Source organism: Streptomyces sp. S07_1.15 (assembly GCF_020739505.1).
GTDB lineage: Bacteria > Actinomycetota > Actinomycetes > Streptomycetales > Streptomycetaceae > Streptomyces > Streptomyces xinghaiensis.
This window is the reverse complement of the sequence record NZ_JAJBZK010000001.1, coordinates 4,389,110-4,415,200: the sequence shown is the minus strand read 5'-3', so window position 1 is coordinate 4,415,200 and position 26,091 is coordinate 4,389,110. Positions and strand designations below refer to the sequence as shown.

At 74.1% G+C, this 26,091-nt stretch carries 21 protein-coding genes and 1 riboswitch; of the genes, 5 read left to right on the top strand and 16 right to left on the bottom strand.

Annotated features, from left to right (window positions below):
* The first annotated feature begins 80 nt into the window (after positions 1–80).
* Positions 81–2,597, top strand: a complete 2,517-nt coding sequence (locus LIX60_RS19060) for an ABC transporter permease (protein WP_227959535.1) — start codon at positions 81–83, stop codon at positions 2,595–2,597.
* Positions 2,598–2,760: 163 nt separating this feature from the next.
* Here the strand turns inward: LIX60_RS19060 and LIX60_RS19055 are convergent, their stop codons facing one another.
* From LIX60_RS19055 to LIX60_RS18995, 13 genes are all read right to left on the bottom strand, one after another.
* Positions 2,761–4,083, bottom strand: coding sequence for a cyclopropane-fatty-acyl-phospholipid synthase family protein (locus tag LIX60_RS19055; protein WP_227959534.1), 1,323 nt, complete (start codon positions 4,081–4,083; stop codon positions 2,761–2,763).
* Between the two features lie 256 nt (positions 4,084–4,339).
* Entirely contained in the window at positions 4,340–5,758 is a 1,419-nt protein-coding gene (locus tag LIX60_RS19050; protein WP_227959533.1) for an NAD(P)/FAD-dependent oxidoreductase, read from the bottom strand.
* Between the two features lie 486 nt (positions 5,759–6,244).
* On the bottom strand, positions 6,245–7,186 hold the full coding sequence (locus LIX60_RS19045; protein ID WP_227959531.1) for a Ppx/GppA phosphatase family protein: 942 nt from the start codon (positions 7,184–7,186) through the stop codon (positions 6,245–6,247).
* Positions 7,183–7,773, bottom strand: a complete 591-nt coding sequence (locus LIX60_RS19040) for a DUF501 domain-containing protein (protein ID WP_227959529.1) — start codon at positions 7,771–7,773, stop codon at positions 7,183–7,185. Before LIX60_RS19040 ends, LIX60_RS19045 begins: the two co-directional genes overlap by 4 nt.
* Before the next feature lie 132 nt (positions 7,774–7,905).
* The gene (locus tag LIX60_RS19035) at positions 7,906–8,382 is read right to left on the bottom strand and encodes a septum formation initiator family protein (RefSeq protein ID WP_227959527.1); all 477 of its coding nucleotides are present in this window, start codon (positions 8,380–8,382) and stop codon (positions 7,906–7,908) included.
* A 147-nt stretch (positions 8,383–8,529) separates the two neighbouring features.
* A complete protein-coding gene (gene eno, locus LIX60_RS19030; protein WP_019711736.1) occupies positions 8,530–9,816 on the bottom strand; it encodes a phosphopyruvate hydratase in 1,287 nt (428 codons plus the stop codon).
* A gap of 288 nt (positions 9,817–10,104) precedes the next feature.
* Positions 10,105–10,842 (bottom strand): transglycosylase family protein, encoded by a 738-nt coding sequence (locus LIX60_RS19025; protein WP_227959526.1) that lies wholly within the window; start codon positions 10,840–10,842, stop codon positions 10,105–10,107.
* 4 nt (positions 10,843–10,846) lie between these two features.
* A riboswitch (cyclic di-AMP (ydaO/yuaA leader) is annotated at positions 10,847–11,011 on the bottom strand.
* A gap of 320 nt (positions 11,012–11,331) precedes the next feature.
* Entirely contained in the window at positions 11,332–12,213 is an 882-nt protein-coding gene (locus tag LIX60_RS31770; protein ID WP_308101589.1) for a transglycosylase family protein, read from the bottom strand.
* Positions 12,214–12,328: 115 nt separating this feature from the next.
* Entirely contained in the window at positions 12,329–13,642 is a 1,314-nt protein-coding gene (locus tag LIX60_RS19015; protein ID WP_227959525.1) for a cytochrome P450, read from the bottom strand.
* A 207-nt stretch (positions 13,643–13,849) separates the two neighbouring features.
* The gene (locus LIX60_RS19010; protein ID WP_227959524.1) at positions 13,850–14,674 is read right to left on the bottom strand and encodes a lysoplasmalogenase; all 825 of its coding nucleotides are present in this window, start codon (positions 14,672–14,674) and stop codon (positions 13,850–13,852) included.
* Positions 14,675–14,841: 167 nt separating this feature from the next.
* A complete protein-coding gene (locus LIX60_RS19005; RefSeq protein ID WP_050364393.1) occupies positions 14,842–15,276 on the bottom strand; it encodes a DUF6479 family protein in 435 nt (144 codons plus the stop codon).
* A gap of 28 nt (positions 15,277–15,304) precedes the next feature.
* Positions 15,305–16,393 carry a MazG family protein gene (locus LIX60_RS19000; protein ID WP_227959523.1) on the bottom strand — a complete coding sequence of 363 codons (1,089 nt, stop codon included), beginning with the start codon at positions 16,391–16,393 and terminating at the stop codon, positions 15,305–15,307.
* 170 nt (positions 16,394–16,563) lie between these two features.
* Complete coding sequence (locus LIX60_RS18995) at positions 16,564–17,205, bottom strand: SurA N-terminal domain-containing protein (protein WP_227959522.1); 642 nt, start codon at positions 17,203–17,205, stop codon at positions 16,564–16,566.
* Positions 17,206–17,632: 427 nt separating this feature from the next.
* Between LIX60_RS18995 and LIX60_RS18990 the strand changes: the two genes are divergently transcribed.
* From LIX60_RS18990 to LIX60_RS18980, 3 genes are all read left to right on the top strand, one after another.
* Entirely contained in the window at positions 17,633–18,922 is a 1,290-nt protein-coding gene (locus LIX60_RS18990; RefSeq protein WP_227959521.1) for an acyltransferase, read from the top strand.
* A gap of 199 nt (positions 18,923–19,121) precedes the next feature.
* Entirely contained in the window at positions 19,122–20,087 is a 966-nt protein-coding gene (locus LIX60_RS18985; protein ID WP_227959520.1) for a glycosyltransferase family 2 protein, read from the top strand.
* A gap of 2 nt (positions 20,088–20,089) precedes the next feature.
* Positions 20,090–21,622, top strand: a complete 1,533-nt coding sequence (locus LIX60_RS18980) for an alpha-2,8-polysialyltransferase family protein (protein WP_227959519.1) — start codon at positions 20,090–20,092, stop codon at positions 21,620–21,622.
* A gap of 88 nt (positions 21,623–21,710) precedes the next feature.
* On the opposite strand, the gene LIX60_RS18975 is transcribed toward LIX60_RS18980, so the two are convergent.
* Both LIX60_RS18975 and LIX60_RS31495 read right to left on the bottom strand, forming a co-directional pair.
* A complete protein-coding gene (locus tag LIX60_RS18975) occupies positions 21,711–23,312 on the bottom strand; it encodes a serine/threonine-protein kinase (RefSeq protein WP_227959517.1) in 1,602 nt (533 codons plus the stop codon).
* Positions 23,309–24,043, bottom strand: a complete 735-nt coding sequence (locus tag LIX60_RS31495) for a hypothetical protein (protein ID WP_265584889.1) — start codon at positions 24,041–24,043, stop codon at positions 23,309–23,311. Before LIX60_RS31495 ends, LIX60_RS18975 begins: the two co-directional genes overlap by 4 nt.
* Positions 24,044–24,390: 347 nt before the next feature.
* Here LIX60_RS31495 and LIX60_RS18965 point away from each other — a divergent pair, with 347 nt between their 5' ends.
* The gene (locus tag LIX60_RS18965) at positions 24,391–25,227 is read left to right on the top strand and encodes a DUF4352 domain-containing protein (RefSeq protein ID WP_308101585.1); all 837 of its coding nucleotides are present in this window, start codon (positions 24,391–24,393) and stop codon (positions 25,225–25,227) included.
* 52 nt (positions 25,228–25,279) lie between these two features.
* On the opposite strand, the gene LIX60_RS18960 is transcribed toward LIX60_RS18965, so the two are convergent.
* Positions 25,280–26,053: an HNH endonuclease family protein gene (locus LIX60_RS18960; RefSeq protein WP_374117882.1), complete on the bottom strand. Its 774-nt coding sequence runs from the start codon at positions 26,051–26,053 to the stop codon at positions 25,280–25,282.
* Between the last annotated feature and the right edge of the window lie 38 nt (positions 26,054–26,091).

The window sequence follows — 26,091 nt, the reverse complement described above, 5'->3', positions numbered from 1 at the left end:
AGCGGTGTGTGCACCACCCGGCCCGCGGGCCGTTCCGCCCGCCCCTGGGCCGCCCACCCCTCACCAGGATTGACAGGACCATGCTCCGTACCGCCCTGCGCAATGTGCTCGCGCACAAGGCCAGGCTGCTGATGACCGTGCTCGCCGTCCTTCTCGGCGTCGCCTTCGTCTCCGGCACCCTGACCTTCACCGACACCATCGGTGACGCCTTCAAGAAGAGCTCCGCCAAGAGCTTCGACCACGTCTCCGTCGCCATCCGGTGGGGCGGCGTCGCGGCCGGCGAGGAGGAGCCCCGGCTCGACGACGCCCTGCTGAAGAAGGCCGAGGAGCTGCCCGGCGCCGCGTCGGCCACGGCCGCCGTCTCCGACTTCACCGCACTCGCCGGCAAGGACGGCAAGCTCGTCGGCGAGGGCTGGTCCACCCTCGGCGGCAACCACCACCCCGGCCCGGACGGCAAGGACCCCCGCTACACCTTCACCGACGGCCGCGCCCCGGAGACCGGTGACGAGGTGGCCCTCGACCGCCGTACCGCCGAGCGCACCGGCTACCGCACCGGCGACACCGTACGGCTCTCCGTCGACGGACCGGTCCGGACGCCCGAGGTCACCGGGATCTTCGACACCTCGGACGGCAACGTCGCGGCCGGCGGCACCCTGGTGCTCTTCGACAACGACACGGCGCTCGACCTGTTCGGCGGAGCCGACGGATACGACGAGATCACCGTCCAGGCCGCGGCCGGCACCTCGCAGACCGAGCTCAAGGCGGCGGTCGAGGAGATCCTGCCGAAGGGCACCGAGGCCGTCACCGGCAAGGTCCTCTCCGACGAGCAGGCACGGCAGATCACCGCGCAGACCGAGGAGATGGGCAACGTCCTGCTCTACTTCGCGGCCGTCGCCCTCTTCGTCGGCATCTTCATCATCGCCAACACCTTCACCATGCTCGTCGCCCAGCGCACCCGGGAAGTCGCGCTGATGCGCGCCATCGGCGCCTCGCGCCGCCAGGTGACCCGTTCGGTGCTCATCGAGGCGTTCCTCGTCGGCCTGGTGGCCGCCGTCCTCGGCTTCGGGGCCGGTCTCGGCATCGCCGTCGGCATGCGCGCCGGCATCGGCGCGGCGGGGGCGACCATCCCGGACGGGCCGCTCGTCATCGCCCCGCAGACCCCGCTGATCGCTCTGGTGATCGGTGTCGTGGTGACCATGCTGGCGGCCTGGCTGCCCGGCCGGCGGGCCGCGAAGGTGCCGCCGGTGGCCGCGATGAACAGCGTGCACGCCACCCCGACGCCCCGCGGACTGGTGGTGCGCAACAGCATCGGCGCGGGCATCACCGCCCTCGGCGGGGCGCTCCTCTTCCTCGGCGTCGCCCAGGACAAGAACCAGCTCCTGGCGGCCGGTTCGGCGACGATGATGGTCGGGGTGATCGTGCTGACGCCGCTGCTGTCCCGCCCGGTCATCGCCGCCGCCGCGCCCCTGCTGGACCGTTTCGGCACGGCCGGCAAGCTGGCCCGGCTCAACTCGCTGCGCAATCCGCGCCGCACCGCCTCCACCGCCTCCGCGCTGATGATCGGGCTCACCCTGGTCACCGGCCTGACGGTGGTCGCCACCTCGGTGCAGAGCGCCGTCGACAAGATGGCCGTGGGGCTGATGAAGGCCGACTACGCGGTGAGCATGGCGAGTTACACCGGGCTCTCCCCCGACGTGCGCGAGAAGCTGGACGAGATGCCGGAGGTCGCGGCCACCAGCCCGATGCGCGCCGCGTACGGCACGGTGAACGACGAGTGGGTGGGGATGACCGGGGTCGACCCGGCGTCCATCGGCCAGGTGCTCTCCCTCGACTTCAGCAGCGGCTCGCTGGACCGCCTCGGAGGACACCGCGCGGTCGTCGACCACAAGACGGCCGAGGCGGCCGGGATCGCGACCGGTGACACCTTCAGCTACGAGTTCGACGACGGCAAGACCGAGAAGCTGGAGGTCGCGGGCGTCTACACCGGCAACGAGATGATCGACGGCTTCTTCGTCACCACCGGCGTGGTCGATCCGCATCTGCAGGAGATCACCGACTTCCAGGTGATGGTGAAGATGAAGGACGGTCCCTCCGCGCAGGCCGAGGAGACCATCACCGAGGCGCTCGGCAAGAACCCGGCGATCCGGATCCAGGACAAGCGGGCCATCAGCGAGGAGATCAGCGGCGTGATCAGCCTGATCCTCAACATGCTCTACGGCCTGCTGGCGATGGCCGTGATCATCGCGGTCCTCGGAGTGATCAACACCCTGGCCATGTCGGTCTTCGAACGGAAGCACGAGATCGGGATGTTGCGGGCGATCGGCATGGACCGCTCGCGGGTCAAGCGGATGATCCGGCTGGAGTCGATCGTGATCTCGCTCTTCGGCGCCGTGCTCGGCATCGGGCTCGGGGTCTTCCTCGCCTGGGCCGCCGGGACGTCCATCACCGAGTCGATGGAGACGTACACCATGACGGTCCCGTGGGAGCGGATCGGCGCCTTCCTGGCCCTGGCCGGACTCGTCGGGGTCCTGGCCGCGCTGTGGCCGGCGCGGCGGGCGGCGAAGCTGAACGCGCTGGAGGCGATCAAGGCCGAGTAGCCGCGGGACCCCGCCCCCGTGGGGCGGGCACCGGCACCGGGCCCCGTTCACGGCGTACAGCCGTCGCGAACGGGGCCCGGTGCGGTCGGTGCCGGACGCCGCCGGAACGCCGGGGCCGCCGGGCCGCCGGGCCGCCGGGCCGCCGGGCCGCCGGAACCGCCGCTCAGGTCTCCGTCCACGCCCGGGGGCGCAGCGGAAGGCCCGAGGAGCCACCCTCCGGGGTGCGGACGGCGAGGATCTGGTTGACGCCGATCCGGTTCCGTTCGAAGGAGAGCGCGGACGCGGCCATGTAGAGCCGCCAGACCCGGGCGCGGCCGGGCGAGACCATACGAACCGCCCGCGGCCAGTCCCGTTCCAGACGCGCCACCCACTGACGGAGGGTCAGCGCGTAGTGCTCGCGGATCGCCTCCACGTCGCGCACCTCGAAGCCGGCCTCCTCCAGGCGGGAGACGGTGGAGCCGATCGGGGCCAGCTCGCCGTCCGGGAAGACGTAGGCGTCGATGAACGCGTCGATGCGGTACTCCTCCTCGTCGGGCTCCGGGCGGCGGGCGATCTGGTGGTTGAGCAGCCGGCCGCCGGGGCGCAGCAGCCCGTGGAGCACGCCGGCGTACGCCCGGTAGCGCGCCGAGCCGACGTGCTCGGCCATGCCGATCGAGGCGATGGCGTCGTACGGGCCGTCGGGGACCTCGCGGTAGTCCTGCACCCGGATCTCCACCCGGTCCGCCAGTCCTTCCTCGGCGATCCACTTGCGGGCGTGGGCGGCCTGCTCGGAGGAGAGGGTGATCCCGACGGCGCGCACCCCGTACTCGCGCGCCGCGTGCAGCACCAGCGCGCCCCAGCCGCAGCCGACGTCCAGCAGCCGGGAGCCGGGGCGCAGGGCCAGCTTGCGGCAGACGAGGTCGAGCTTGTCGCGCTGGGCCGCCTCCAGGCCGGCGCCCTCCGTCCAGTAGGCGCAGGAGTACACCATGGAAGGGCCCAGGACGAGGGCGTAGAAGTCGTTGCCCACGTCGTAGTGGTGGCTGACGGCCCGGCGGTCGCGGCGCGGGCTGTGCAGCGGCCCGCCGCGCAGGCGGCGCGCCTCCTCACGGGGCGGCGGCGGGGGCAGCCCGGGGCCGGCCAGCGTCACGAGTTCGCGGACGGCGGCCCGGGTCCGCGGGTCGCGCAGGGCCGCGGCAGCGCCCAGGGCGCCCCGAACACCGCCGCCGCCCGGTCCCGCGCCGCGCTCCCAGAACAGGCCGGACAGCCGGTCCATCCCCTCGTAGAGATCACCGAGGATGTCCAGCTCACCGGCCACCCAGGCGCGGGCCAGGCCGAGTTCGCCCGGACACCAGAGGAACCGGCGCAGCGCCCGCCGGTGGCGTACGGAGAGGACGGGCGCGCCGGGCGGGCCGTCCTCGCTGCCGTCCCAGGCCCGGATCCGCAGGGGGAACGGGGTGCCCAGCAGTTCCTCGGCGAGTGCGGTGAGCCGCCGCGCGGCGTCGGCCATGTCTCGTACACCTCCGTGGGCAGGAGCGGTGAACGCCTACGCCTCTACGGAAGCACCGGGCCCGCCCGAATCCCAGACCCCTGCGGGACAGAGCCGGGGGCAGCGCGGCCGGGACGGAGGTCCGGCGCACCCGGGCCGAGCGATCACGGAGCGGCGGCCGCGGTCCGGGAACGCCGTAGGGGCGTCCGCCCCACGGATTCGGCGGACGCCCCTTCGGGCTGCTGTTCTGCTGTTCGCGGGGCCGGGCCCCGCGTGGTCAGGAGGCCCTGGCCTTCTCGGAACGCTCGGCCTTCTCGGACGACCCGGCCGTCACGGGCCGGGCGTCGGAGGGGGCCGGCGCCGGGCGGGCGGCCTCGTAGAACTCCTCGCGGGGGTTCTCCATCGCGCCGAGGGACACGACCTCGCGCTTGAGGAACGTCTGCAGGGTCCAGTCGGCGAAGACCCGGATCTTGCGGTTCCAGGTCGGCACGGCCATGCCGTGGTACGTGCGGTGGAAGTACCAGGCGGCGCGGCCCTTGACCTTGATCTTCACGCGCTTGCCGAGCCGGATCACCGCGACGCCCTTGTGCAGGCCCAGACCGGCGACCGCGCCCTTGTTGGCGTGCTTGTACTCCTTCTGCGGGAAGCCCCGCAGCGCGGAGATGACGTTGTCGCCGAGGACCCGGGCCTGGCGCAGCGCGTGCTGCGCGGACGGCGGGCACCAGGCGTTCTCGACGCCCTCGGCGCGGGCGGCGAGGTCCGGCACCTGGGCGTTGTCGCCCGCGGCCCAGATGTGGTCGCTGCCCTTGACCTGGAGCGTGGCCTCCGCGTCGACGTGGCCGCGCGGGCCGAGCGGCAGGCCGTAGCGGGCCAGCGCCGGGTTGGGCTTGACGCCGGCGGTCCAGACGAGGGTGCCGGAGTCGACCTCCAGGCCGTTCTTGAGCACGACGTGGCCGTCGACGCAGGACTCCAGGGAGGTCTGCAGGTAGACCTCGACACCGCGCTTCTGGAGGTGCTCCAGACCCCACTTGCCGAGCTCGGGGCCGACCTCCGGAAGGATCTTGTCGGCGGCGTCGACGAGCACGAACCGCATGTCCTCGCGGGAGACGTTCGGGTAGTACTTCGCCGCGTCGCGGGCCATGTCCTCGACCTCGCCCACGGTCTCCGCACCAGCGAAGCCGCCGCCGACGAAGACGAAGGTCAGCGCCTTGCGGCGGACCTCCTCATCGGTCGTGGAGTCGGCCTTGTCGAGCTGCTCCAGGACGTGGTTGCGGAGGCCGATGGCCTCCTCCACGCCCTTCATGCCGATGCCCTGCTCGGCCAGGCCGGGGATCGGGAAGGTGCGGGAGACGGCGCCGAGCGCCACGATCAGGTAGTCGAAGGGCAGCTCGTAGGCCTCGCCGACGAGCGGCGTGACCGTGGCGGTCTTCCGGTCCTGGTCGATGGTCGTGACGCGGCCCGTCAGGACCTCCGCCTTGGGGAGCACGCGCCGCAGCGGGACCACGACGTGGCGCGGGGAGATGCTGCCGGCTGCGGCTTCGGGGAGGAAGGGCTGGTACGTCATGTACGAGCGCGGGTCGACGACCGTGACTGTCGCCTCGCCGTACCGCATCTTCTTGAGAATGCGGCGCGCCGCGTACAGGCCGACGTACCCGCCGCCTACTACGAGGATCCGTGGACGCTCCGTGGTGCTCATGATTCGAGTATCCAGCACTCCGGAGGGGGGTGCTCGTGAGGCCCTTCACAAGGACTCCTCAGCCCTGTGTTACACTCCGCGCCCCGTCGCAGGAGTCCCGACATTCCGGGCGGACCGCGAACCGGCCCGGCCTCCGCGAAACCCCCCGTGAGCTGCGGTTGAGCACTCCGGGGCGAGCGGGCCGCCGCGGAGCGGCCACTCGAAGCACCCCACCGTCCGGGCCTCGCGTACCTTCGTCTCGGAGGCTCCGCGCGCCCTTATCCGGGGTTTATCAGCCGCCCGGGCGCATTCACCGCCACTTTTTCATGTGAAGAGTTTCACGAACTCTTTTTGGCCAGGTCGCGCGCCCTCCCCGCAGGGCCCCGCCGGGCCCGCTCACCCGATGCGCACCCGGCTCAGGAGAGGGCCGGACGCCTCCTCCGGAGGCGGGCCACCGGCCCGGGCCCGGCCGGGCCCGGCGCGGGGAACCGGCCGCCGGCGCGGCTCCTACGCCACGGACCAGGCGATGCCGTCCAGGATGTCGTGCTCGCTGACGACGACCTCCGCGGCGCCGGTCCGCTCCATGACCGCCAGCAGCACCAGGGCGCCCGCGCCGATCACGTCCACCCGGCCCGGGTGCATCACCGGGATCGCGGCGCGCTCGGCGTGCGTCGAGCCCAGCAGCCGCTCGGTGATCTCCCGGACCCGCTGCACGGGGACGCGGGAGTGGTGGATGGCCGCCGAGTCGTACTCCGGCAGTCCCAGCGCGATCGCGGCCACCGTGGTGACGGAGCCGGCCAGCCCCACCAGCGTCCGGGCCTCGCGCAGCGGTACCGTCCGTCCGGCCAGGTCGAGCGCGGCGTCGATGTCGGCCCGCATGGCCGCGATCCGCTCCGGCGAGGGCGGGTCGGCGACCGCGCCGTCCCGCACCAGATGGCGCTCGGTCATCCGGACGCAGCCGATGTCGACGGAGCGCGCGGCGCTCACCCGCTCGGTGCCGACGACGAACTCGGTGGAGCCGCCGCCGATGTCCACCACCAGGTACGGGGTGTCCAGATCCCGCCGCCCGGCCAGCTCCCGGGTCGCGCCGGTGAAGGAGAACTCCGCCTCCTGGTCCCCGGTGACGACCTCCGGTTCGACGCCCAGGATGGCGCGGACCCCGCGCACGAAGTCGTCCCGGTTCTCGGCGTCGCGGGAGGCGGAGGTGGCGACGAAGCGGAGCGGCCCGGCGCCCAGCGAGCGGATGACCCCGGCGTACTCGCGGCAGGCGGCGAAGGTGCGCTCCAGGGCCTCCGGCGCCAGCCGGCCGGTGCGGTCCACGCCCTGGCCGAGCCGGACGATGGTCATCCGCCGGTCCAGGTCCGTGAGGTCGCCGGTGGCCGGGTCGACGTCGGCGACCAACAGCCGGATGGAGTTCGTTCCGCAGTCGATCGCCGCCACGCGGGTCATGCGGTCTCCCCTTCCGCGGCGCTCCCCTGCTCCCGCGCCCCCTCCGGCGCCCCCGGGCCGGCGGCGGCCGGTCCGCCCGGGCTCACGCACGGGCCCTTGCGCCACCACTCCGGCAGCAGGGCGATCGCCTCGTCGCCCAGCGGGTTGACGCCCGGGCCGGCGGCCAGGGAGTGGGCGACCAGGACGTGCAGGCACTTCACCCGGTCCGGCATACCGCCCGCGCTGGGGAAGCCCCGGAGGACCTCGACGGCGTCACGGCGGGCGATGTAGTCCTCGTGCGCGGCGCGGTAGGCGGCGGCCAGTTCCTCGTCCTCGGCGAGCCGGGCCGTCATCTCCTTCATCACGCCCTCCGCCTCCAGCGTGCCGATCGCGGAGGCGGCGCGCGGGCAGGTCAGGTAGTACAGCGTGGGGAACGGGGTGCCGTCCTCCAGCCGCGGCGCCGTCTCGACCACGTCGGGCTGCCCGCAGGGGCAGCGGTGCGCGATGGCTCGCAGACCGCGGGGCGGGCGGCCGAGTTGCTCGCGGAACGCCGCGATGTCGGCCTCGGTGGGTGCGGTGGGCGTGGTCTGGGGAGGGGGCGTGTCCATGCCGGTGCGGATCTCTTCGGTCGGTTCGGGTGGGAAGTCCGGACGGGTCGGGGGGAGACGAGGAGGACGGGGAGGACGGGGAGAAGACGGGGCAGGGCGGCCGGCGGGAGGGCCCGGGCCGTCCCGGGTGTGTCAGCCGCCGGAGTCCGCCCGGTCGACGTCGCTCCACAGCTTCCGGTACCAGGGGAGCTCTTCGCCGTCGGCGTCCTGCCCGGCCTTCTCCCCGGCGCCGTCCGTGCCCCGCGGCACGATGTAGCCGGTCTCGCCCGGGCGTACGTAGTGCAGCCGCTCGCGCAGCTGCCGCTCGGCGTAGGCGTCGTCCTGCCAGCGAGCCTTGAGGTCGCGCAGTTCCTCGACCGCCGCCCGCGCCTCCTCGGCGCGGCGCTGCTGCTCGGCGATCTCCGACTGCTGCGAGACCCACTGCCGCATGGGATAGGCGAGGGCGACGACCAGCGTGCACACGACCAGCGCCAGCAGCGCGGCCCGGCCCGTCAGCCGGTTGCGGCGCTGGGGCCGGGCCCGGTAGACGCGGGCGGCGGCCTGCTCGCCGAGGGCCCGGAGCCGGGTCGCGGTCGAGCCCTGCTGGGAAAAGGGGGAAAAGCCGGACAACCTCGACCCGCCGCCGGCGGGGGCACCCCTGTCGCGGTCCGCGGACACGCTCTCGCCTCCCCTGTCGTCCGTTGCGTCACGTCCCCGGCCACGGTACGGGACCGGGCCGGGGACGCGACGCACTGACGTACTGGCGTACGCCGGGGGCTAGCGGCCGAAGCGCGGGAACGCGGAGCGGCCGGCGTACACCGCGGCGTCGTCGAGGATCTCCTCGATGCGCAGCAGCTGGTTGTACTTGGCGACGCGCTCGGAGCGGGCCGGCGCACCGGTCTTGATCTGGCCGCAGTTGGTGGCGACGGCCAGGTCGGCGATGGTGACGTCCTCGGTCTCGCCGGAGCGGTGGGACATCATGCACTTGTAGCCGTTGCGCTGGGCCAGCTCGACGGCGTCCAGGGTCTCGGTCAGCGAGCCGATCTGGTTCACCTTCACCAGGAGCGCGTTGGCGGTGTCGCTCTCGATACCGCGGGCGAGGCGCTCGGGGTTGGTGACGAACAGGTCGTCACCGACGATCTGCACCTTGTCGCCGAGCTTCTCGGTGAGGGTCTTCCAGCCCTCCCAGTCCTCCTCGTTCAGCGGGTCCTCGATGGAGACCAGCGGGTACGCGGCGACGAGCTCGGCGTAGTAGTCGGTCATCTCGGCGGCCGAGAGGGACTTGCCCTCGAAGGAGTAGGAGCCGTCCTTGTGGAACTCGGTGGCGGCCACGTCGAGCGCCAGGGCGATGTCCTGGCCCGGCTCGTAACCGGCCTTGCGGATGGCCTCCACGATGAGGTCCAGGGCCTCGCGGTTGGAGCCGAGGTTGGGGGCGAAGCCGCCCTCGTCGCCGAGGCCGGTGCCCAGGCCGCGCTCCTTCAGGACGGTCTTGAGGGTGTGGTAGACCTCCGCGCCCCAGCGCACCGCCTCGGAGAAGGACTCCGCGCCGATGGGGGCGATCATGAACTCCTGGATGTCCACGTTGGAGTCGGCGTGCGAGCCGCCGTTCAGGATGTTCATCATCGGGACCGGCAGCAGGTGGGCGTTCGGGCCGCCGAGGTAGCGGAAGAGCGGCAGGTCGGACGCCTCGGAGGCGGCGTGCGCCACGGCGAGCGAGACGCCGAGGATGGCGTTGGCGCCGAGCGAGGACTTGTCGGGTGTGGCGTCCAGGTCGAACATCGCCTGGTCGATCAGCCGCTGCTCGGTGGCGTCGTAGCCGACGAGCTCCGGGCCGATCTGCTCGATGACCGCGAGGACGGCCTTCTCCACACCCTTGCCGCCGTAGCGGTTCTTGTCGCCGTCACGGAGCTCGAGGGCCTCGAACGCCCCGGTGGAGGCACCGGAGGGGACGGCAGCACGGCCTGTGCTGCCGTCGTCGAGGCCGACCTCGACCTCGACCGTTGGGTTGCCTCGCGAGTCGAGGATCTCCCGGGCTACGACGACGTCGATGGACGGCACGAGCATCTCCTTCTGGGAATGTGACGCTGGATCGCAGTGTCTTTCTCGCCGCGAACGGCTCTGCGCCACGAGCCTAACCGGCCCGGGGGCCGGGGTCGGCCGACCGCCCGTCCGGCGAGACGAAAAGACATCCGAAATCCGGCATTGAGGGGGCAATCACCTCGGAAGAGGTGGCTCGAAGAGGTGCCCGGGGGCGCCGTGGCGCGGGGAGCGGAAAGGCACCGGCCCGGCGCCGCCGGGGGGCGCGCCGGGCCGGTGCCGTGCCGCCCGGAGCGGGGCGGCCCTGCGGGGCGGTCAGCTCAGCCTGAGGAGCTGGCCGGGGTAGATGACGTCCGGGGCGTCGATCTTGTCCCGGTTCATGGCGTAGAGCTTCTGCCAGCCGCCCTTGATCCCCAGGGTCTCGGCGATCTCGGAGAGGGTGTCGCCCTCGACGACCTCGTACTTGCCGTCGACCAGCTCGGGAGCGGACTTCTTCTCCGTACCGGCGGCTTCCCCGGTCTTCGACGCTGCGGCCGCGTCCCGCCGCTCCGCCCGGGCGGCGGGCGCGTCCGCGGACCGCTCCTGCCGCGGCGCGGCCTGCTCCTGCTTCTGCCCACCGGTCTCCCGGCCGAGTCCGGTGAGCGGGGCGACGCCGGGGGCGGGGCCGCCCGCCTTCAGCCCGCCCGCCCCGGCACAGGTCCAGGCGCCCGGCCCCTGCATGGCGAGCAGCCGTTCGGCGGTCGCGATCTGCTCTTCCTTGGTGGCGAGGTCGGCTCGCGGGGCGTAGCGCAGCCCGCCGGCGGCTTTCCAGCTGGACTGCTTGAACTGCAGCCCGCCGTAGTGGCCGTTGCCTGTGTTGATCTTCCAGTTGCCGCTGGACTCGCACTGGGCCACGGCCTCCCAGGTGTCGACGGAGGCGGCGGAGGCGGAGTCGGCGGTGCCCACGAGCGGGATGGCCGCGGCGGTGCCGGCGGCGCCGGCGAACGTGACGATACGACGTGACTTGGGCGGGGCGGGGCGGCGGTGCCTGCCCTTGTAACCGGTACGCAGCATGAAACGTCTCTCTCACCGACGCCTGCGAGGTGAGCTGTCGGGTTGGGGCTGTGAGCGGCCCTGCCGAGTGCTCCCGCACTGGGCTTCACCCCTAGCCGGTCGGTCCGCGCGGGCGGTCCTCACGGCACTTACCTGGGTCCCCCGCTCCTGCCTACGGCGCTTGCGCGGCGACTGCCCTCCGGCCACCGGCAGGACTCGGCGTGGTGGTCGGGGGTGCCCGCTGGCGGCGAGCGATAAGACGTTAAGCACATCGTCGCTGACGGGACATAATCCGACACACCGTCACTTACCTCCCGCACGGTCGTCCGTACCGCCGTTGTCGCAGGTGACGGCCCGGACGGCGAAGAGGGCGGCCGGTGGCCCCGGTTCATCCGATGGGACGCAGGGACCGCGCGCCGCACCGGGTGTGCTGCCGCGCGGCCCGGAGCGGCCGGAGCCGGCGCCGGGCACTCCGCGGGACGGTGCGCGCCCGGCCGCCACCGGGGCGGATCAGAGCGCCGGCCGCGCCGACCACGTCGCGGCGTTCGCGGAGTACGTCCACTCGCCCGACACCGAACGGTCGTCGGCCGCGCCGCCGTAGACGGCCTCCGGAAGCACGGCGTAGGGGCCGGGCTCCGGCGACGGGCGCTCGGTACCGCGGTCGGCCGCCGCGTCGTCACGGGAGGCGTGGCGCCCGGACGCGCGGTCCTCGTCCTCGTCCCCGGCCTCCACCGCGGTCTCCTCCGGCGCGGGCTCCCCGCGGTGCTTGCCGCTCTTGGAGGGGGCCTTCTCGTCGGCGGTGCCGGACAGCCCCAGGTCGAGGAGGCCCTCGTCCGGCTCCTCCTCGTCCGACGGCGCGGCGGACTCGCCGCCCTGCCCGGGAGCGGAGTCCCCGGCGCCGGAGCCGTCCGCGTCGTCACCGGAGCCGCCGGTCTCCAGCAGGCCGCCGAGCAGGCCGCCCGACTGCTGCCCGCCCTCGGCATCGGAGTCCTCGGAGGCCGCGTCGGCCGCCTTGCCCTTCCCGGTGAGGCCCGCGTCCGCGCCGCACTTCGGCCAGGCGCTCGGCCCGACGGCCGCGAGGACCTTCTCCGCGACGGCGATCTGCGCGTTGCGACTGGCCTGGTCGGCGCTGGGCGCGTAGTCCAGCCCGCCGTACTGCTCCCAGGTCTGCTGGGTGAACTGCAGTCCGCCGTAGTAGCCGTTGCCGGTGTCCGCGCTCCACAGGCCGCCGCTCTCGCACTCGGCGACCTTGTCCCAGGTGCCGGCGTCGGCGGCCTGCGCGCCCGTCGCGCCGAGCAGCGGCATCGCGATCCCCGCGCCGGCCACGCCCGCCGTGACGAGAAGAGCCGGAGCCTGACGGGGTTTGCGGTGTCTGCCGTTGCCGGAAAGCATGAAGGGCCTTTCGTCGAGGGCCGAAGGTCAAGTCCCGCCGAAAAATAGCGGGCACCGGAGGCGCGTCACAAGTCGATGTAGTGGAGATCACGCGAAGATCACGAATGATGCCACGTCAGGTGCGGCGTGTTTCCCCCGGGTCCGGTACGGGCACAGGGGCGAACTCCACCGGCAGGGTACGCAGGCCGCGCATGATCAGTCCGCCGCGCCATCGCAACTCCTCCGGATCGGCCGCCAGTCGGAGATCCGGGAGCCTGCGCAGCAGGGTCGCCAGCGCGGTGCGCGCCTCCAGCCGGGCGAGCGGGGCCCCGAGACAGTAGTGGATGCCGTGGCCGTAGCCGAGGTGCGGGTTGTCGGTGCGGGAGAGGTCCAGGGTGTCCGGGTCCGTGAAGCGCGCCGGGTCGCGGTCGGCGGCGGCGAGCACCACCAGCACCGGGTCGCCGGCGGCGATGCGCTGCCCGCCGATGACGGCCGGCTCGGAGGCGTAGCGCCAGGTCGCCAGCTCCACCGGGCCGTCGTAGCGGAGCAGTTCCTCGACCCCGGTCGCCAGCAGCTCCGTCTCGCCGGCGGCCAGTGAGCGCTGGAGCCGCTCGCGCGGGCCGGGTTGGCGGAGCAGGGTGTACATGCCGTTGCCGATGAGGTTGACGGTGGTCTCGAAGCCGGCGAAGAGGAGGATGAAGGCCATGGCGGCGGCCTCCCCCTCGGTGAGGTGCTCGCCGTGGTCGCTCGCCCGGATCAGACCGGAGATCAGGTCCTCACCGGGGCGGGCCACCGGTCCGAGCGCGGCCCGCTTGCGGTGGATCAGCTCGGCGAGGTAGTCGCGCATCTTCCGGACCGACCGGCCCACGCCGCCGCGCGGCGCCCGGTCGCCGCCGGGCCCGGAGTGGCGCATCATCATGCCCGCCCAGTCGCGGAAGTCGTCCTGGTCCTCGCGCGGGACGCCCAGCAGATCGCAGATCGCGTAGATGGGCAGCGGGAACGCGAACTCGTGGATGAGATCGGCCTCCCCGCGGGCGGCGAAGCCGTCGATGAGCCGGTCCGTCAGCTCCCGCACGCGCGGCTCGAAGGCGGCCACCCGGCGGGGGGTGAACGCCTTGGAGACGAGACGGCGCAGCCGGGTGTGGTCGGGCGGGTCGATGTTCAGCAGATGGGTCATCAGATCGGCGCCGCGCTCCCCGGGAATGCCCGTCTTGCCCTTGGCGTGCGCCGGCCCGGAGTGGTGCGCGGGGTTCTTCGACAACCGCCCGTCGGCCAGGGCCTGCCGGGCGTCGGCGTACCGGGTCACGAGCCAGGCCTCCACGCCGCTGGGCAGCGTGGTGCGGTGGACGGGGCTGTGCTCGCGCAGCCAGGCGTACGCCGGGTACGGATCGTCGGCGAACTCCTTGGTGAACAGCTCGGGCGGGGACGGGGCGGCGGTCTTCTCGGGCACGTGTCCGACCGTACCCGGCGCCCGGACGGGGCCGGCCGGCCCCCGGCCCGGGGGCCGGGTGGGCCACGGACGGCGCCTGGGCGGTGGCCGGACGCTGCCTGGGCGGTGGCCGGGCACTGCCCAGGCGGGGGCCCGCCGGTGCCCGGCCGGCCGGTGCTCCGGCGGCTCGTGGCCTCGCCCGTCGCGGACCGTACGGCCCCCGCGGCGTCAGCCGGGCAGGGAGCGCTCCCGCTCCTCCCGGCGTTCCAGCCAGCCGGTGGTGATCAGATACTGGCCGGCGAGATAGCCCGCCATGATCATGAGCTCCTGGCCCGGCACCTTGCGGCCCGCGGCCTGGAGGCCGATCAGCAGGTCCGAGCCGACGAACGCCACCGCTCCCGCGCCCACCTTGCCCCCGACCCCGAGGCCGGCCGCGCCCATCGTCATCAGCGCCAGGCTGTATCCGGCGACCGGCAGGCGCAGCTTCCTCTCCAGCCCCGGGGAGATGACCGCGTTGGCGGCCGCCCAGGCGGCCAGGCAGCCGAGGGCCGGCAGGGGCCGCTCGCGGATCGCGCGGAACGCGCCGAGCCGGGCGTAGCCGGTGGTGTAGCCGACCTGGGTGCCGAGGAAGGCGGCCATGCCGAGGAGGAACGCGGGCTCGTGCTCGTCGAAGAGCAGGGCGGTGTCACCGGCGGTGGCACAGGCGAGGCCGGCGATCAGCGGTGCCGGTGCGGGCGTCTTCCCGTCCGGCCTGCGGCGCAGCACGTGGGCCGCGAGGGCGGGCATCAGCAGGGGCTTGGCGGCGCGCTCCCAGCCGCGGGGGCCGCGGGCCACGGCTATCAGGTCGGCGGCGGCCAGCGCGCCGAAGGCGACCAGCGGGCCGCGTCCGTGGCCGTCGGGCCGCGCCATCCGGGCGGCGGCCGCGGCGGTCCGCCGCAGCAGCCCGCCCCGGCGGACCGTCCGGCCGTCCCGGCCCCGCTCCGCGCCGGCCGGTACGGCGGCGCCCCGGCCGGGGCTCCCGCCGCGTGCTTCGCTCCACCCGCTGATCGTCATGCCGGGCAGTCTCGCCGTCGGTAGACACGGCGTCAACAGTCTCCGCCGGGACGAAGGGCCTGATGACGTGCGGTGATCGGGGGGTGTGCCGGCCGGCGCCCGCTCGTCTCCCGGCCGGCGGCACCCGGCGGAGGCCCGGCCTCCCGGCCTGCCGGCCCGCCGGCCCGTCAGCCCGTGCCGTGGCCGCTGCCGCCGCGATCCCAGGTGGGACGCTTCGGGGCGGGGCCGCCGACCTCGCCGGTACCGGGAGCCTCCTCCTCGACGCCGTACGGGCCCAGCTCGTGCGGGAGGTACCGATGGCCGTCCCGGGGCAGTTCGGGAGAGTGGTCACGGTGTCCCTCGACCGCTTCCCCGTGGCCCAGGACGTCCTGGTGCCCCGGGCCGTGATCCGGTGACGTGGTGTGGCCGTACTCCTGGCGGGTCTGCCAGGCGCCGGAGCGCTGCTGCGGCCCCTTGGGCACACCGGGCTCCCGTGCCTTCATCCTCCGGCCGAACCACACGGCCGCGATCAGGGCCGCCACGACTGCCAACCCGATGAACAGCGGACCGAGGCCCACCAGGTGGTCGTCCTCCACCGCGAATTCCAAGCTCAGCAGATCCATGGCTGCCGGGTACCCCCGCGGATGGGGATCAATCGGACCGCTCGGCCGCCCGGACCGCGTCCCGGTAGGCCCGGGCCGCCGCTCGAAGCGCGGACTCCGGGTCGGTGCCGGCCGCCTCGGCCCGCACCGCCAGGGCCAGCAGCGCCTCGCCGAAGCCGTCGCCGTCACCGGCCGCGGACGGGAGGGGGACGTCCAGTCCGGCGGTCCGGACGCGGGAGGCGAGCTTGGCGGCCAGCGCCAGCGCGGGCTGGCCCAGCGGGACGCCCTCGGTCACGGACTCGCGCCGCTTCTCGGCCGCCTTGGTGCGCAGCCAGTGCGCCTTGACGTCCTCGGGGGTCTCGGCGGCCTCGTCTCCGAAGATGTGCGGATGGCGGTGGACGAGCTTCTCCACGATCGTGCCCGCCACGTCGTCGATGGAGAACGGCTCCTCCGGGTCCTCCTCGGCGATCCGGGCGTGGAAGACGACCTGGAGCAGCACATCGCCCAGCTCCTCGCGGAGCGCCTCCCGGTCGCCCTCCTCGATGGCCTCGACCAGCTCGTACGCCTCTTCGATGCCGTACTTGACCAGGCCCTCGCTGGTCTGCCGGCTGCTCCAGGGGCACTCGGCGCGGATGGTGTCCATGACCTGCACCAGGTCCAGCAGCCGGGCGCCCGGCAGGTCGTACGAGGCGGGGAGCAGCTCCAGGTCCGGCATCCGGAAGCGGCCGGAGCCGGCCAGCCGGGCCAGTCCGTCGGTCAGCCGCGGTTCCCCCTCACCGGACGGGACGACGACGACCGTGCGGCCGCCCGCCGCCGCCTCTGCTCCCGCCCCCGCATCGGCTCCGGCAGCGGCGCCCGTCCCCGCGTCCCCGGTGCAGTAGGCGACCAGTTCCTCGGCGGGCGGCAGCTCCCCGCCCGCCTCCACCGCGATGCCCGCCTCCCGCAGATACGGCAGCTGCGGGTGGTCCGGGTCGGGGCAGAGCACGCGGTCGGCGGCGCGCAGCGTGCGCCAGGCGGGCCAGGACAGCAGTCCGGGCGCCACCCGGTGGCTGGTGGTCAGCAGGACGATACGGCCGGGGGCCGCGCTCTCGGAGGGGACCGGGGCGCCGGGCCCGGCCGCCGTTGTCGCGTCGTTCACGGAACCGAACGTAACCCACCGCCCGCGCCGCCCGCCGGGCCTCCCCCGCGCCGCGGGGCGCGGCGGGGCGAACCGGCCCGGGGCGGGCCGGCCCGGGGCGGACCGTCCCGGGGCGGACCGGCCCGGGACCGGCGCGGGGCCCGCGCTCAGGACCGGCGCGGGGCCCGCGCTCAGGACTGGCGCGGGGCCTGCTGCTCCGGCTGCAGCCAGGGCTCCTGGACGGTGTCGAGGAGCACCTGCTCGTCGTTCCACGTGCCGAAGCGCGGGTTGACGTCGATGCCCATGCTCTCGGACGCCTTCCGCAGGGCCCCGACCACCTTCTCCTGGCCCTCCGGGGTGGTCCGGTCCGCGCCCAGGCTCTTCGCGAGCTTGTCCATGAGGACCTGGTTGCGGAGGGTGCCCTCCAGCTGGTCCGGGCCGATGGAGTACTGCTGGAGCCACATCTCGCGCAGCCGGTCCGCGCCGCCCGCGGCCTTCTCGGCCTGCTCCCTGATCCGCTGGACGTCGGAACGGCTCGCGCTCACCCCGGCGTCCTTCGCGGCCCGCGCCAGCACCTTGTCGAAGATCATGCTGTTGAGGGTGGAGCGGCTGAGCCGGCCCGTGCCCTTGATGAGCTGGTCCGCGTCCTTGGACTCGCTCTGCGCCGCCCGGACGCCCCGGGCCTGCGCCTGGACCTGGGAGACCGTGATCTTGTCACCGTCCACCACGGCCGCGGCCCCCGGATGGGCGTCACTGCCGCACCCGGTGAGGAGCGGCGTCGCGGCGAGCAGCGCGACGGCGGTGACGGAGAGCGCGGACCTGCGGCGGTGCATTGTGCCTCCCGGCGGTGGGGCTCCCGGCGCCCGTCGGGGCGGGGAGCGTGGGCCATGCGGCGGTGCGTGGGCGGTGTGCGTGGGCGGTGTGCGTGGTGGGCGGTGCACGGTCGGGTGCGGTGATCGATATTAGGCAGTCCGGGCGGCGGGAACCAGCACTTCTTCCGGACTGCCCCGGCGGCGCGGAGCGCCGGGAGGGCGGAGCACCGGGGGACGGGCCGGGGCCGGGATCGGGGACGGGATCGGGGACGGGGACGGGGACGGCGTCGGGGCCGGGGACGCCGAGAGTTCGCCCGGCGTTCCCCTCGGCGTCCGCCGGCCGTCGCCCGGGGGTGGGAGTCTCGCCCTTCGGCGTGATGCCACGGGCCCGGCGGGTGCCGTGCGTCGCCGGCCTCCTTCTCCGCCCCCGCTCCTCCCCAGGTGATCCGTGCCCTCCAACGATGTGACGTCCGGCCGCGCCCCCGCACCCCGCCCCGCGGCCGCAGCGGTCGCCGCCGCGGTGGCGGAACCGTCCGGGCGAGCGGAGGACCGGCCCGGCGACCGCGGCCCCGGCCCGGGCGGAACGACCGCCCCGACCACCGGCCCCGACCCTTCCGCCGGCCCCGACCCGTCCGCCGGATCCGCCGCTCCGGCCGGATCCGCGGCATCCGCCGCTCCCGGCAAGGCTTCCGGCGCACCCACGCCCACGGCCCCGGCTCCCCGGGAGCACCGGTACGACATCGACCTGATCCGGATGCTCTGCTCCTGCGGCGTGATCCTGGGCCACGTCGGCTCGGCCTTCATCGCCGCCGTGGGCCGTCAGGAGGCGGGCGGTCCGGCCGCGTACTGGGCGGGCATGAGCGCCGACGCCGTCAGCCGGTTCGCGGTGCCCATGTACTTCGCCATCGCCGGCTGGGCCGTGCTGGTCGGCGCCCCGCCGCGGGACGGCCGGCGCGTCTGGCAGCGGATCGTCAAGATCGGTGTGCCGCTGGCCGTCTGGACGGCGGTCTATCTCGCCTGGGGGCGGTGGCGCGGCACCAACGGGGACCCCATCGGCGAACTGGCGCTGGACTCCGTCTTCGCCTCCGTACGGCCCGCGTACCACCTCTGGTATCTCTACACCTATCTGCCGGTGATCACGCTGCTGGCCTGCGCCGCCCTGGTGCGCTCGGGCCGCCGCCCGTGGGGCCTGGGCGCGGGGCTGCTGGTGCTGGCCGCGGCCCCGCAACTGATGGGCGACATCGGGGAGTTCACCGGCTGGGAGATGCCCCGGTTCGGCTGGGGGTTCGTCGTCTACCAGATCGTGTACGCCGTCCTGGGCGCCCTGCTGTTCGCGCTGCCCGCGGGCGCGCTGGGCAAGCGGCGGACCCCGTGGGTGGTGCTGGCCGTCCTCGCGATGGGCGGCATCCTCTGGTACCAGCACGCGGTGCACTACGTCATCCCCAACGCCCATCTGCTCGTCGCCCTGTTCATGGGCGGGGTGCTGCTCTCCCTCCACCGGGTCCGCGTCCCGGAGCGGCTGCGGCCGGCGCTGGGCCGGCTCGCGGCGGCGGCGTACGGCGCGTACCTGGTGCACGTCCTGGTGATCGACGTGCTGGCACACCCGTTCGTCGACGCCGAACTGGGAGCGCTCCGCGCCGGCGTGCTCACGGTCGTGCTGACCGCGGCCACCATCGTGCTGTCGTTCGGGACGAGCCTGCTCTGGGGACGGCTCCGGCTGCGGCGGTGGCTCGGCTGAGCCCTCTCGCCCCGCGGGCGCCGCACCCGTACGCCCCCGTGCGCGGCGGGCGAACCCGCCCCGCCCGCCGAAGCCGCAGCGCCCACCGCACCGAGCCGACACCCGGCGTTCACCCTGTGCTCCCCCGGAGGCCATCCGGGAGGGCCGCCGTTTCCCCTACCGTCCCGCTGACGACACCCGATCGCGACAAGGCAGCCAGGTGACCAAGCTCTCCGTCATAGTTCCCTGCTACAACGTCCAGCAGTACCTGCCGGACACCCTGCGCAGCCTGGCCAACAACGCCGGGGAGCACATCGAGTTCATCCTCGTCGACGACCACTCCACCGACGCCTCCGCGGAGATCCTCGACCGCGCGCGGCGCGAACTGCCCCGCGCGACGGTCATCCGGCAGCCGGAGAACGGCGGCATCTCCCGGGCCCGCAACACCGGCCTGGAGGCGGCGAGCGGACGCTGGATCACCTTCCTCGACGGCGACGACTGGTACGGCCGCGGCTATCTGGAGAATCTGCTGGCCGCCGCGGAAACGCTCGGCTGCGACTTCGTCCGCACCGACCACGTCCAGTCCACGGGGAAGGACCGGGTGGTGCGCCGCGCCCCCGCCTCCCTGCGGAACGCGGTCGGCAGCCCCCGGGACGCCGTCAACCCGCCCCACATGGAGACGATGGTCGACTACCCGTTCGTCTGGGCCGGGATCTACCACCGCCGCCTGTTCGAGAACGGGGGCCTCCGCTTCGACACGGAACTGCGCACCGCCGAGGACCGGCTGTGGACCTGGCAGCTCTATCTGACCGCCGAGACCTGCGCGACCGTCGGCCTGCTCGGCGTCTTCTACCGCCGAGGCCTCACCACCTCGCTCACCCAGATCCTCGACGAGCGCCAGCTCGACTTCATCCCCGCCCACGACGCGATGCTCGACCTGGTGCTGGCCGACCGCGAACGCGACCGCTTCCTCCCCAAGGTGGTGCGCACCTACTGCGCCCTGATCGCCTTCCACCTGTCCAAGGCGGACCGGTACCAGCCCCGGGTGGCGCGGCGGCTGAAGCGCGAGGCCGCCGCCGCGCTCGGACGGATGCCGGCGGACGTCCTGGAGCGGACCCTCACCGACATGGGCCCCGAACGCGGCCGGCTGCTCGGCGCCCTCCGCCCGACCCGTAAGGCCGCCTGACCGTGGGCGCGAGGGCCGACGGGCCGCAGACCACCGGACCACAGACCACCGGGCCGGAGACCGTCCAGCTCTTCCAGGTCTCCACGCTCTACGGGGCGGCGACGCTCGTCGCGGCCCTGGAGGGAGGGCAGTTCGGGCCCTGGGAGGACGTCCGCCGGGTACTGCTCGTCTCGCACAACGCGGCGGTGCCGGAGACCGCCGTCCGGCTCACGGAGATGCGCGGCTGGGACCGGCTGGCCGCCCGCTTCGACGACATCGTCGACTGGAACGCCGCCATCCGCCCGCACCATCCCAGCACCTGGTCGCCGGCGGCGAACGACGCCGAGATCTGGCAGCGCCTGTTCCGCCACTCCTGGCGGCTGGGGGACGGACCGGTGGAGCTGGCCGTGGAGTCGGTGCAGGTCAGCCCGGCCCGGGCGCTCGCCACGATCTTCGCCGAGAGCACGGTGGACGTCTACGCCGACGGCCTGATGAGCTACGGCCCCACCCGCAACCCGCTGCCCGGCCCCCTCGCCCGCCGCATCCGGCGGCTGCTCCACCCGGACCTGGTGCCGGGCCTGCGGCCGCTGCTGCTCTCCGAGTACGGGGTGCCGGCCGAACTGGTGCCCACCGAGGCGCTGAAGAAGGTGATCGAGGAGATCGGCGGGCCGGAAGCGGGAGCCGGGACGGAGCCGGGGCCGGGGCCGGGACCGGAATCCGGCGAGGGCGCCGCGACCGCCGGCGCCGCGGCCCCGGGCGCCCCCACGGCCGTCCTGCTGGGCCAGTACCTCGCCGCGCTGGACATCCTCACCCCCGCCGAGGAGGAGGCGCTGCACGAGCGGATGCTGCGCGGGGCCGCCGCGGCCGGGCACCGCTCCGTGCTGTTCAAGCCGCACCCCACGGCTCCGGCCCGCTACTCCAGGGCGCTGGAGAAGGCCGCCGCGGAGGCCGGGGTGCGGCTGACCGTCACCGGCACCCCGATGCTCGCCGAGGAACTGTTCCGGAGCGGCGAACTCCGGCTGGTCGTCGGCTGCTTCTCCACGGCGATGTTCACCGCCGCCGTCTGCTACGGCATCCCGGTCGCCCGGGTCGGCACGGACCTGCTGCTGGAACGGATCGCCCCGTACGAGAACAGCAACCGCGTCCCGCTGACGATCACCGATCACCTCGTCCCCGAGATCGGCGCGTTCGCGGGGACGGCAGCGGAACCGGCAGAGGAGACGGGGGCGGCGGGGGCGGCAGCCGAACCACCGGGCGCACGGCCGGAATCCTGGGACGTGGACGGGCTGACGCCGCTGCTCCGCACCGTCGGGTTCTGCATGCGCCCGGAGGCGTACCCGTGGCTGCGCGCGGAGAGCGCGGCCTGGCTGGAGGCCCGGCTCGGGGAGGACACCCGGCGGTACTTCAAGCGCCGCCGGCTGACCGCCCTCGATCTGCCCGGGAAGTCGGAGCACTCCTGGCCGGGCCGGCAACTGCGGCGCGTGGCACGGATCTCCGGGGTGAACCGGATGGCCGGGGCGGCCCGCTCCGTGCGGGGACGGTGGTCCCGGCCGTAGCGGCGGTGAGCACCGCGGCCGGCACGGCCGGGGCCGGGGGCACCCGCCCGGCCCGCCGCACCCGCCGGGCCCGCCGCACCCGCAGTGCTCAGCCGAGCCGTACCTGCCGCTGGCGGTCGAGCACGCGGCGCAGTTCGCCGGCCATCGGGTGGTACGGGCCGTACATCCGCTCCACGTCGCCGAGCAGCCGCGACTGCGTCTCGTGCGCCTCGCGGTGGGCGCCGACCGCGTGCAGCAGGGCGCCGATGCGGGAGCGGATCTCCAGCGGGAGGGCGGGCCCGGTGGCGGCGTCCTGCTCGAAGTACGGCAGCACGGCGCGGTATTCGGCGATGGCGGCGGACGCCTCGCCGAGCTGCTCCAGGCACTGCGCGGCCTCGTAGCGGAACTGCAGCGCCTCGCGGTGGGCGTCCGGTCCCGATCCGGCGGAGGTCTCGGCGGCGAGCCGGCGCAGCTCGGGCAGGGCACGGCGGTACTGGCCGTCGTCGAGGAGCGTCGCGGCGTACTGCTTGCGCAGGCTCCGCACGACGGGCGAGTGCTCGCCGTGGTGGGCGGTGGCGAGCGGGAGGACGGAGCCGAGGACGTCCACGGCCTGGGTGAGGCGGCCCGCGTCCAGCAGCCGCTTCACCTCCTCGACGGCGTCCGCGATCGCGGTGCGGCCGGTGCGCTGCGGGGCCGCCGCGCCGCCCGCCGCGCCGCCCGACGCGCTGCGCGGGTCGGGGATCGCGGCGGCGGGCGCGGGCATCACGGCCGGCGGGGCGGGGAGCGCACCGGCCCGGTCGGGCCAGGGGGCGTGCGGGCGGAGGAAGGGGCGGGTGGGGTCGAGCGGGCCGGGCGGGCCTCCGGGCGCCGAGCCGGGGGACGGCAGCAGCGGCACCAGCGCCTGGTAGACCTCCTGGGCCCCGGACGGCCGGTGCCGCGGGTCCTTGGCCAGCAGCCGCAGCACCAGCGCCTCCAGCGGCTCGGGAACCTCGGAGCGCAGCCGGCGCACCGGCACGGGGGCGTCGTAGAGGTGGCGGTGGAGGACCCCGAGCGAGGTGGACGCCTGGAAGGGGACCTGGCCGCTGAGGAGTTCGTGCAGCAGCACCCCGAGGGCGTAGAGGTCGGTGTAGGGGCCGACGGCGCCGCCCATCGCCTGCTCGGGTGCCATGTAGGCGGGGCTGCCGATGGGTGAGCCGGTGTGCGTGAGGCGGGTGGTGTCGGTGTCGACGGCCGCGGCGATGCCGAGGTCGAGGACGCAGACCGTGCCGTCCTGACGGAGCATCACGTTACGGGGTTTGAGGTCGCGGTGGACGACGGGCGCCGCGTGCACGGCGGAGAGCACGGCGCAGAGCTGGGCGGCCACGGAGGCGGCCCACGGCCAGGGGTACGGCTCGTGCTCGGCGAGGTGGTCGCCGAGGTCGGCGCCGTCGATGTGCTGCATGACGAGGTAGAGGTCGTCCCCGTCGCTGCCCGCGTCGTGGACGGTGACCAGCCCGGGGTGGTCGACCCGGGCCGTGACCCGGCACTCGCGGAGGAAGCGGCGGCGCATCTCCTCGGCCTCGGGGGCGCCGGCCATGCGGTCGGGGCGGAGCAGCTTCACCGCGATCCGGCGGTCCAGGCGGCGGTCGTAGCCCAGCCACACCTGCCCCATGCCGCCCTGGCCGAGCAGCGTGGAGAGTTCGTAACGCCCGGCGATCACACGGCCGTTCACCGGGGGCCGCTCCCGTCCTCCGCGGCGCCGCCCTCTTCCCTGCGGAGGAGGTCGCTGAGTTCGTCCAGCTCGGCGCGGACGCGGTGGATGCGCTGCGGCTGCGGCCGGCTGCCCGCGGTGCCCGGCGCATACGGCTCACCCGCTCCGGGCACGGACGGCGGCGGGCCCTGCGGGGGCGTGGCGGAACCGCCGGGACCGGTGGGACCAGTGGGGCTGGTGGGACCGGAGGCGGCGGGCGGGTGCGGGAAGCCGTACGCGGGCACACCGGGTGGCTGCTGCTGCGCCGGAATGCCACCCGGCCGGGTCGGCACGCCGCCCGCTGCGTACGTCTGGGCCCGGGACGCGGCCGGGCCGTAGGGGCCGGGGCCGCCGGGCCCGGCGGGCCGGCTCACCGCGACGGGCCGCCGGTGGTACTGGATGTCGGCGACGAGGTAGTGGGCGACGACGGCGGCGGCCATGCCCAGCATGCCGAGCGCCGCGACATCCGTACGCCAGTCCGTCTCCGGATAGATCTCGACGACGACGAAGAACGTGATCGTCAGCCCCACCACCACGCCGAACAGCACCCAGTCCAGCGCCTTGCGGCGGAGGAGGGCGATCCGCAGCATGGCGGTCCATGCCAGCAGCCCGAGGAGCAGCAGCGTCATCGCCACGAACAGGACCCGCAGCGCGATGACGTTCCCCGCGTCCGGGGGGCGTGGCTGCGGCGGCACGGGAACGGGGCCGTACATGAATGCTCCTGGGAAACGGGTGCCGGTGAGCGGCTCAAATTGAGCGTATACGGGGACCCCGACAGCACGGCAGCGGTTGTACAGATCCGGCTCACGATCCGGTCACACCTGTGACGTTCCCGGGACGGACGGCGCCGCGCACGGCCGGACAGCCCGTGCCGTACGGGCCCGAACCCGGACACCCCGCGCCCCGCCCCGTCACCCGGGAGGGCGGACCGTCCCGGGCGGATGACAGCGGAACAAGAGGCAAAAACAGAAACACACATTGACTCCGTTCACAGCTATCTGCTCAGATGACACCACCGCTTGACGAACGACCCGCGTTCGCCGTGTCGAAAGGTGTCCCCATGTCCCAGCAGATGTACGGACCTCCCCAGGGCGCTCCCGTGCCCCCGCCCGCGCTCCCGCCCCGCAACGGGCTCGGCACCGCGGCCCTGATCCTCGGCATCATCGGTGTCGTCACGGGCGTCATCCCGTTCATGTTCTGGCTCGGCGGGATCCTCGGCATCATCGCGCTGCTCCTGGGGCTCTCCGGCCGCGGCAAGGCCAAGCGCGGCGAGGCGACCAACAAGGGCACGGCCACCGCGGGCGCGGTCCTCGGCCCGGTCGCCGTGGTCCTGTCGGTCGTCATGGGCGTGGTCACCTTCATGGCGGTGGACGACGCGGTGAACGAGATCAACAAGTCCGTCTCGGAGACCGGGGAGAAGGGCGCCGCCGCGGAGGACGGCGGCGGAGGCGGCGGGAAGGAGAAGGCCGGGGACGACGGCGCGGCGGACCCCGGTGCCGCCGGCGGGGAGACCTACGCGGCCGGCGACACGGTCGTCTACGACGACGGCGTCCAGGTGACCGTCTCGCGGCACACCGCCTACACACCCGGCGAGTTCGCGATCGGCCACACGAAGGGCAACAAGGCCTACAAGGTCACGGTGACCGTCGTGAACAAGGGCGAGGAGAAGTTCGACACCGCCCTCCTCACCGTGGACGCCCGCGCCGGCAAGGACGGCAAGACCGCCGAGAGCATCTTCGACGACAAGATCGGCCAGGGCTTCAACGGCACGGTCGTCCCCGGCAGGACGGCCACCGCGGAGTTCGCCTTCGACACCCCGGCCGGAGCGAAGACCCTGGAGGTCGAGGTCAGCCCCGGCTGGTCGTACAACAGCAGCCACTGGAACCTCGAGCTCTGATCCACTCCGACCCACCGGATCGCCCGGCCTCCGGCCCGGGAGCGTGCTCCCCTCAGGCCCCGCACTGCCGGAGCATCATGCTCTTGTCCGGGGCGGTCACCGGCATCTCGTACTTGGCCGCCACCTGCGCGAACCGGACCGCGTACGCGCAGCGGACGGCCTTGTGCGGGGGCAGCCAGGCCGCCGGGCCGGAGTCGCCCTTGACGGAGTTGGCGCGGCCCTCGACCGGCAGCAGGTTCAGCGGGTCGTTGGCGAGCTGCCGGCGCTTGTCCTCCGGCCAGCGGGAGGCGCCCATCTGCCAGGCGTACGACAGCGGCACCACATGGTCGATCTGCACCTCCATGGCCTCCCGCTTCTTCCAGGCGATGTCCTTGCCCGTGTACGGGTCGGCCAGCGTCATGGAGACCACCACGCAGTCGGAGCCGGAGCGGAACTCCAGCTTCTGGCCGTCCCGTTTCATCAGGTCGTTGCGGGTGTCGCAGCCGTTGCGGGCCATCGGCACCCCGTCGGCCGTGTCCATCCAGGCGTAGCCGAACTCGTCGCGGTCGTAACCGGTGCGCGGGCCGCGGCCCTTGGTGCGCACCTCCTCGATCAGCTTCCGCGCCTCGGCCCGTTCGGCGGACTCGGTGACGGGCGCGAGGCCCGGCTTCGTACCGTCAGGGTTGTCGAGCGGGCCGGCCGAACGGCCGTCCGCCGCGGCGGAACCGGAGGAACCGCCGCCCTCCGCGAGATCGTCCAGGGAGCCGGGTTCGCATCCGGTGAGCACGAACACGGCGGACGCGGCGGCGGAGACGGCGGCCAGGGCGGTACGGCGGCGGGATATCACAAGGCGTCAGTCCCATCGGGGTGGCGGAGCGTCCACGG

What these genes read in the sequence shown, in the direction of transcription:
- LIX60_RS19060 (WP_227959535.1), top strand. Translation starts at nt 81, where the DNA reads ATGCTCCGTACCGCCCTGCGCAATGTGCTCGCGCACAAGGCCAGGCTG.
- LIX60_RS19055 (WP_227959534.1), bottom strand. Translation starts at nt 4,083, where the DNA reads ATGGCCGACGCCGCGCGGCGGCTCACCGCACTCGCCGAGGAACTGCTG.
- LIX60_RS19050 (WP_227959533.1), bottom strand. Translation starts at nt 5,758, where the DNA reads ATGAGCACCACGGAGCGTCCACGGATCCTCGTAGTAGGCGGCGGGTAC.
- LIX60_RS19045 (WP_227959531.1), bottom strand. Translation starts at nt 7,186, where the DNA reads ATGACCCGCGTGGCGGCGATCGACTGCGGAACGAACTCCATCCGGCTG.
- LIX60_RS19040 (WP_227959529.1), bottom strand. Translation starts at nt 7,773, where the DNA reads ATGGACACGCCCCCTCCCCAGACCACGCCCACCGCACCCACCGAGGCC.
- eno (WP_019711736.1), bottom strand. Translation starts at nt 9,816, where the DNA reads ATGCTCGTGCCGTCCATCGACGTCGTCGTAGCCCGGGAGATCCTCGAC.
- LIX60_RS19025 (WP_227959526.1), bottom strand. Translation starts at nt 10,842, where the DNA reads ATGCTGCGTACCGGTTACAAGGGCAGGCACCGCCGCCCCGCCCCGCCC.
- LIX60_RS31770 (WP_308101589.1), bottom strand. Translation starts at nt 12,213, where the DNA reads ATGCTTTCCGGCAACGGCAGACACCGCAAACCCCGTCAGGCTCCGGCT.
- LIX60_RS19010 (WP_227959524.1), bottom strand. Translation starts at nt 14,674, where the DNA reads ATGACGATCAGCGGGTGGAGCGAAGCACGCGGCGGGAGCCCCGGCCGG.
- LIX60_RS19005 (WP_050364393.1), bottom strand. Translation starts at nt 15,276, where the DNA reads ATGGATCTGCTGAGCTTGGAATTCGCGGTGGAGGACGACCACCTGGTG.
- LIX60_RS18995 (WP_227959522.1), bottom strand. Translation starts at nt 17,205, where the DNA reads ATGCACCGCCGCAGGTCCGCGCTCTCCGTCACCGCCGTCGCGCTGCTC.
- LIX60_RS31495 (WP_265584889.1), bottom strand. Translation starts at nt 24,043, where the DNA reads ATGTACGGCCCCGTTCCCGTGCCGCCGCAGCCACGCCCCCCGGACGCG.
- LIX60_RS18965 (WP_308101585.1), top strand. Translation starts at nt 24,391, where the DNA reads ATGTCCCAGCAGATGTACGGACCTCCCCAGGGCGCTCCCGTGCCCCCG.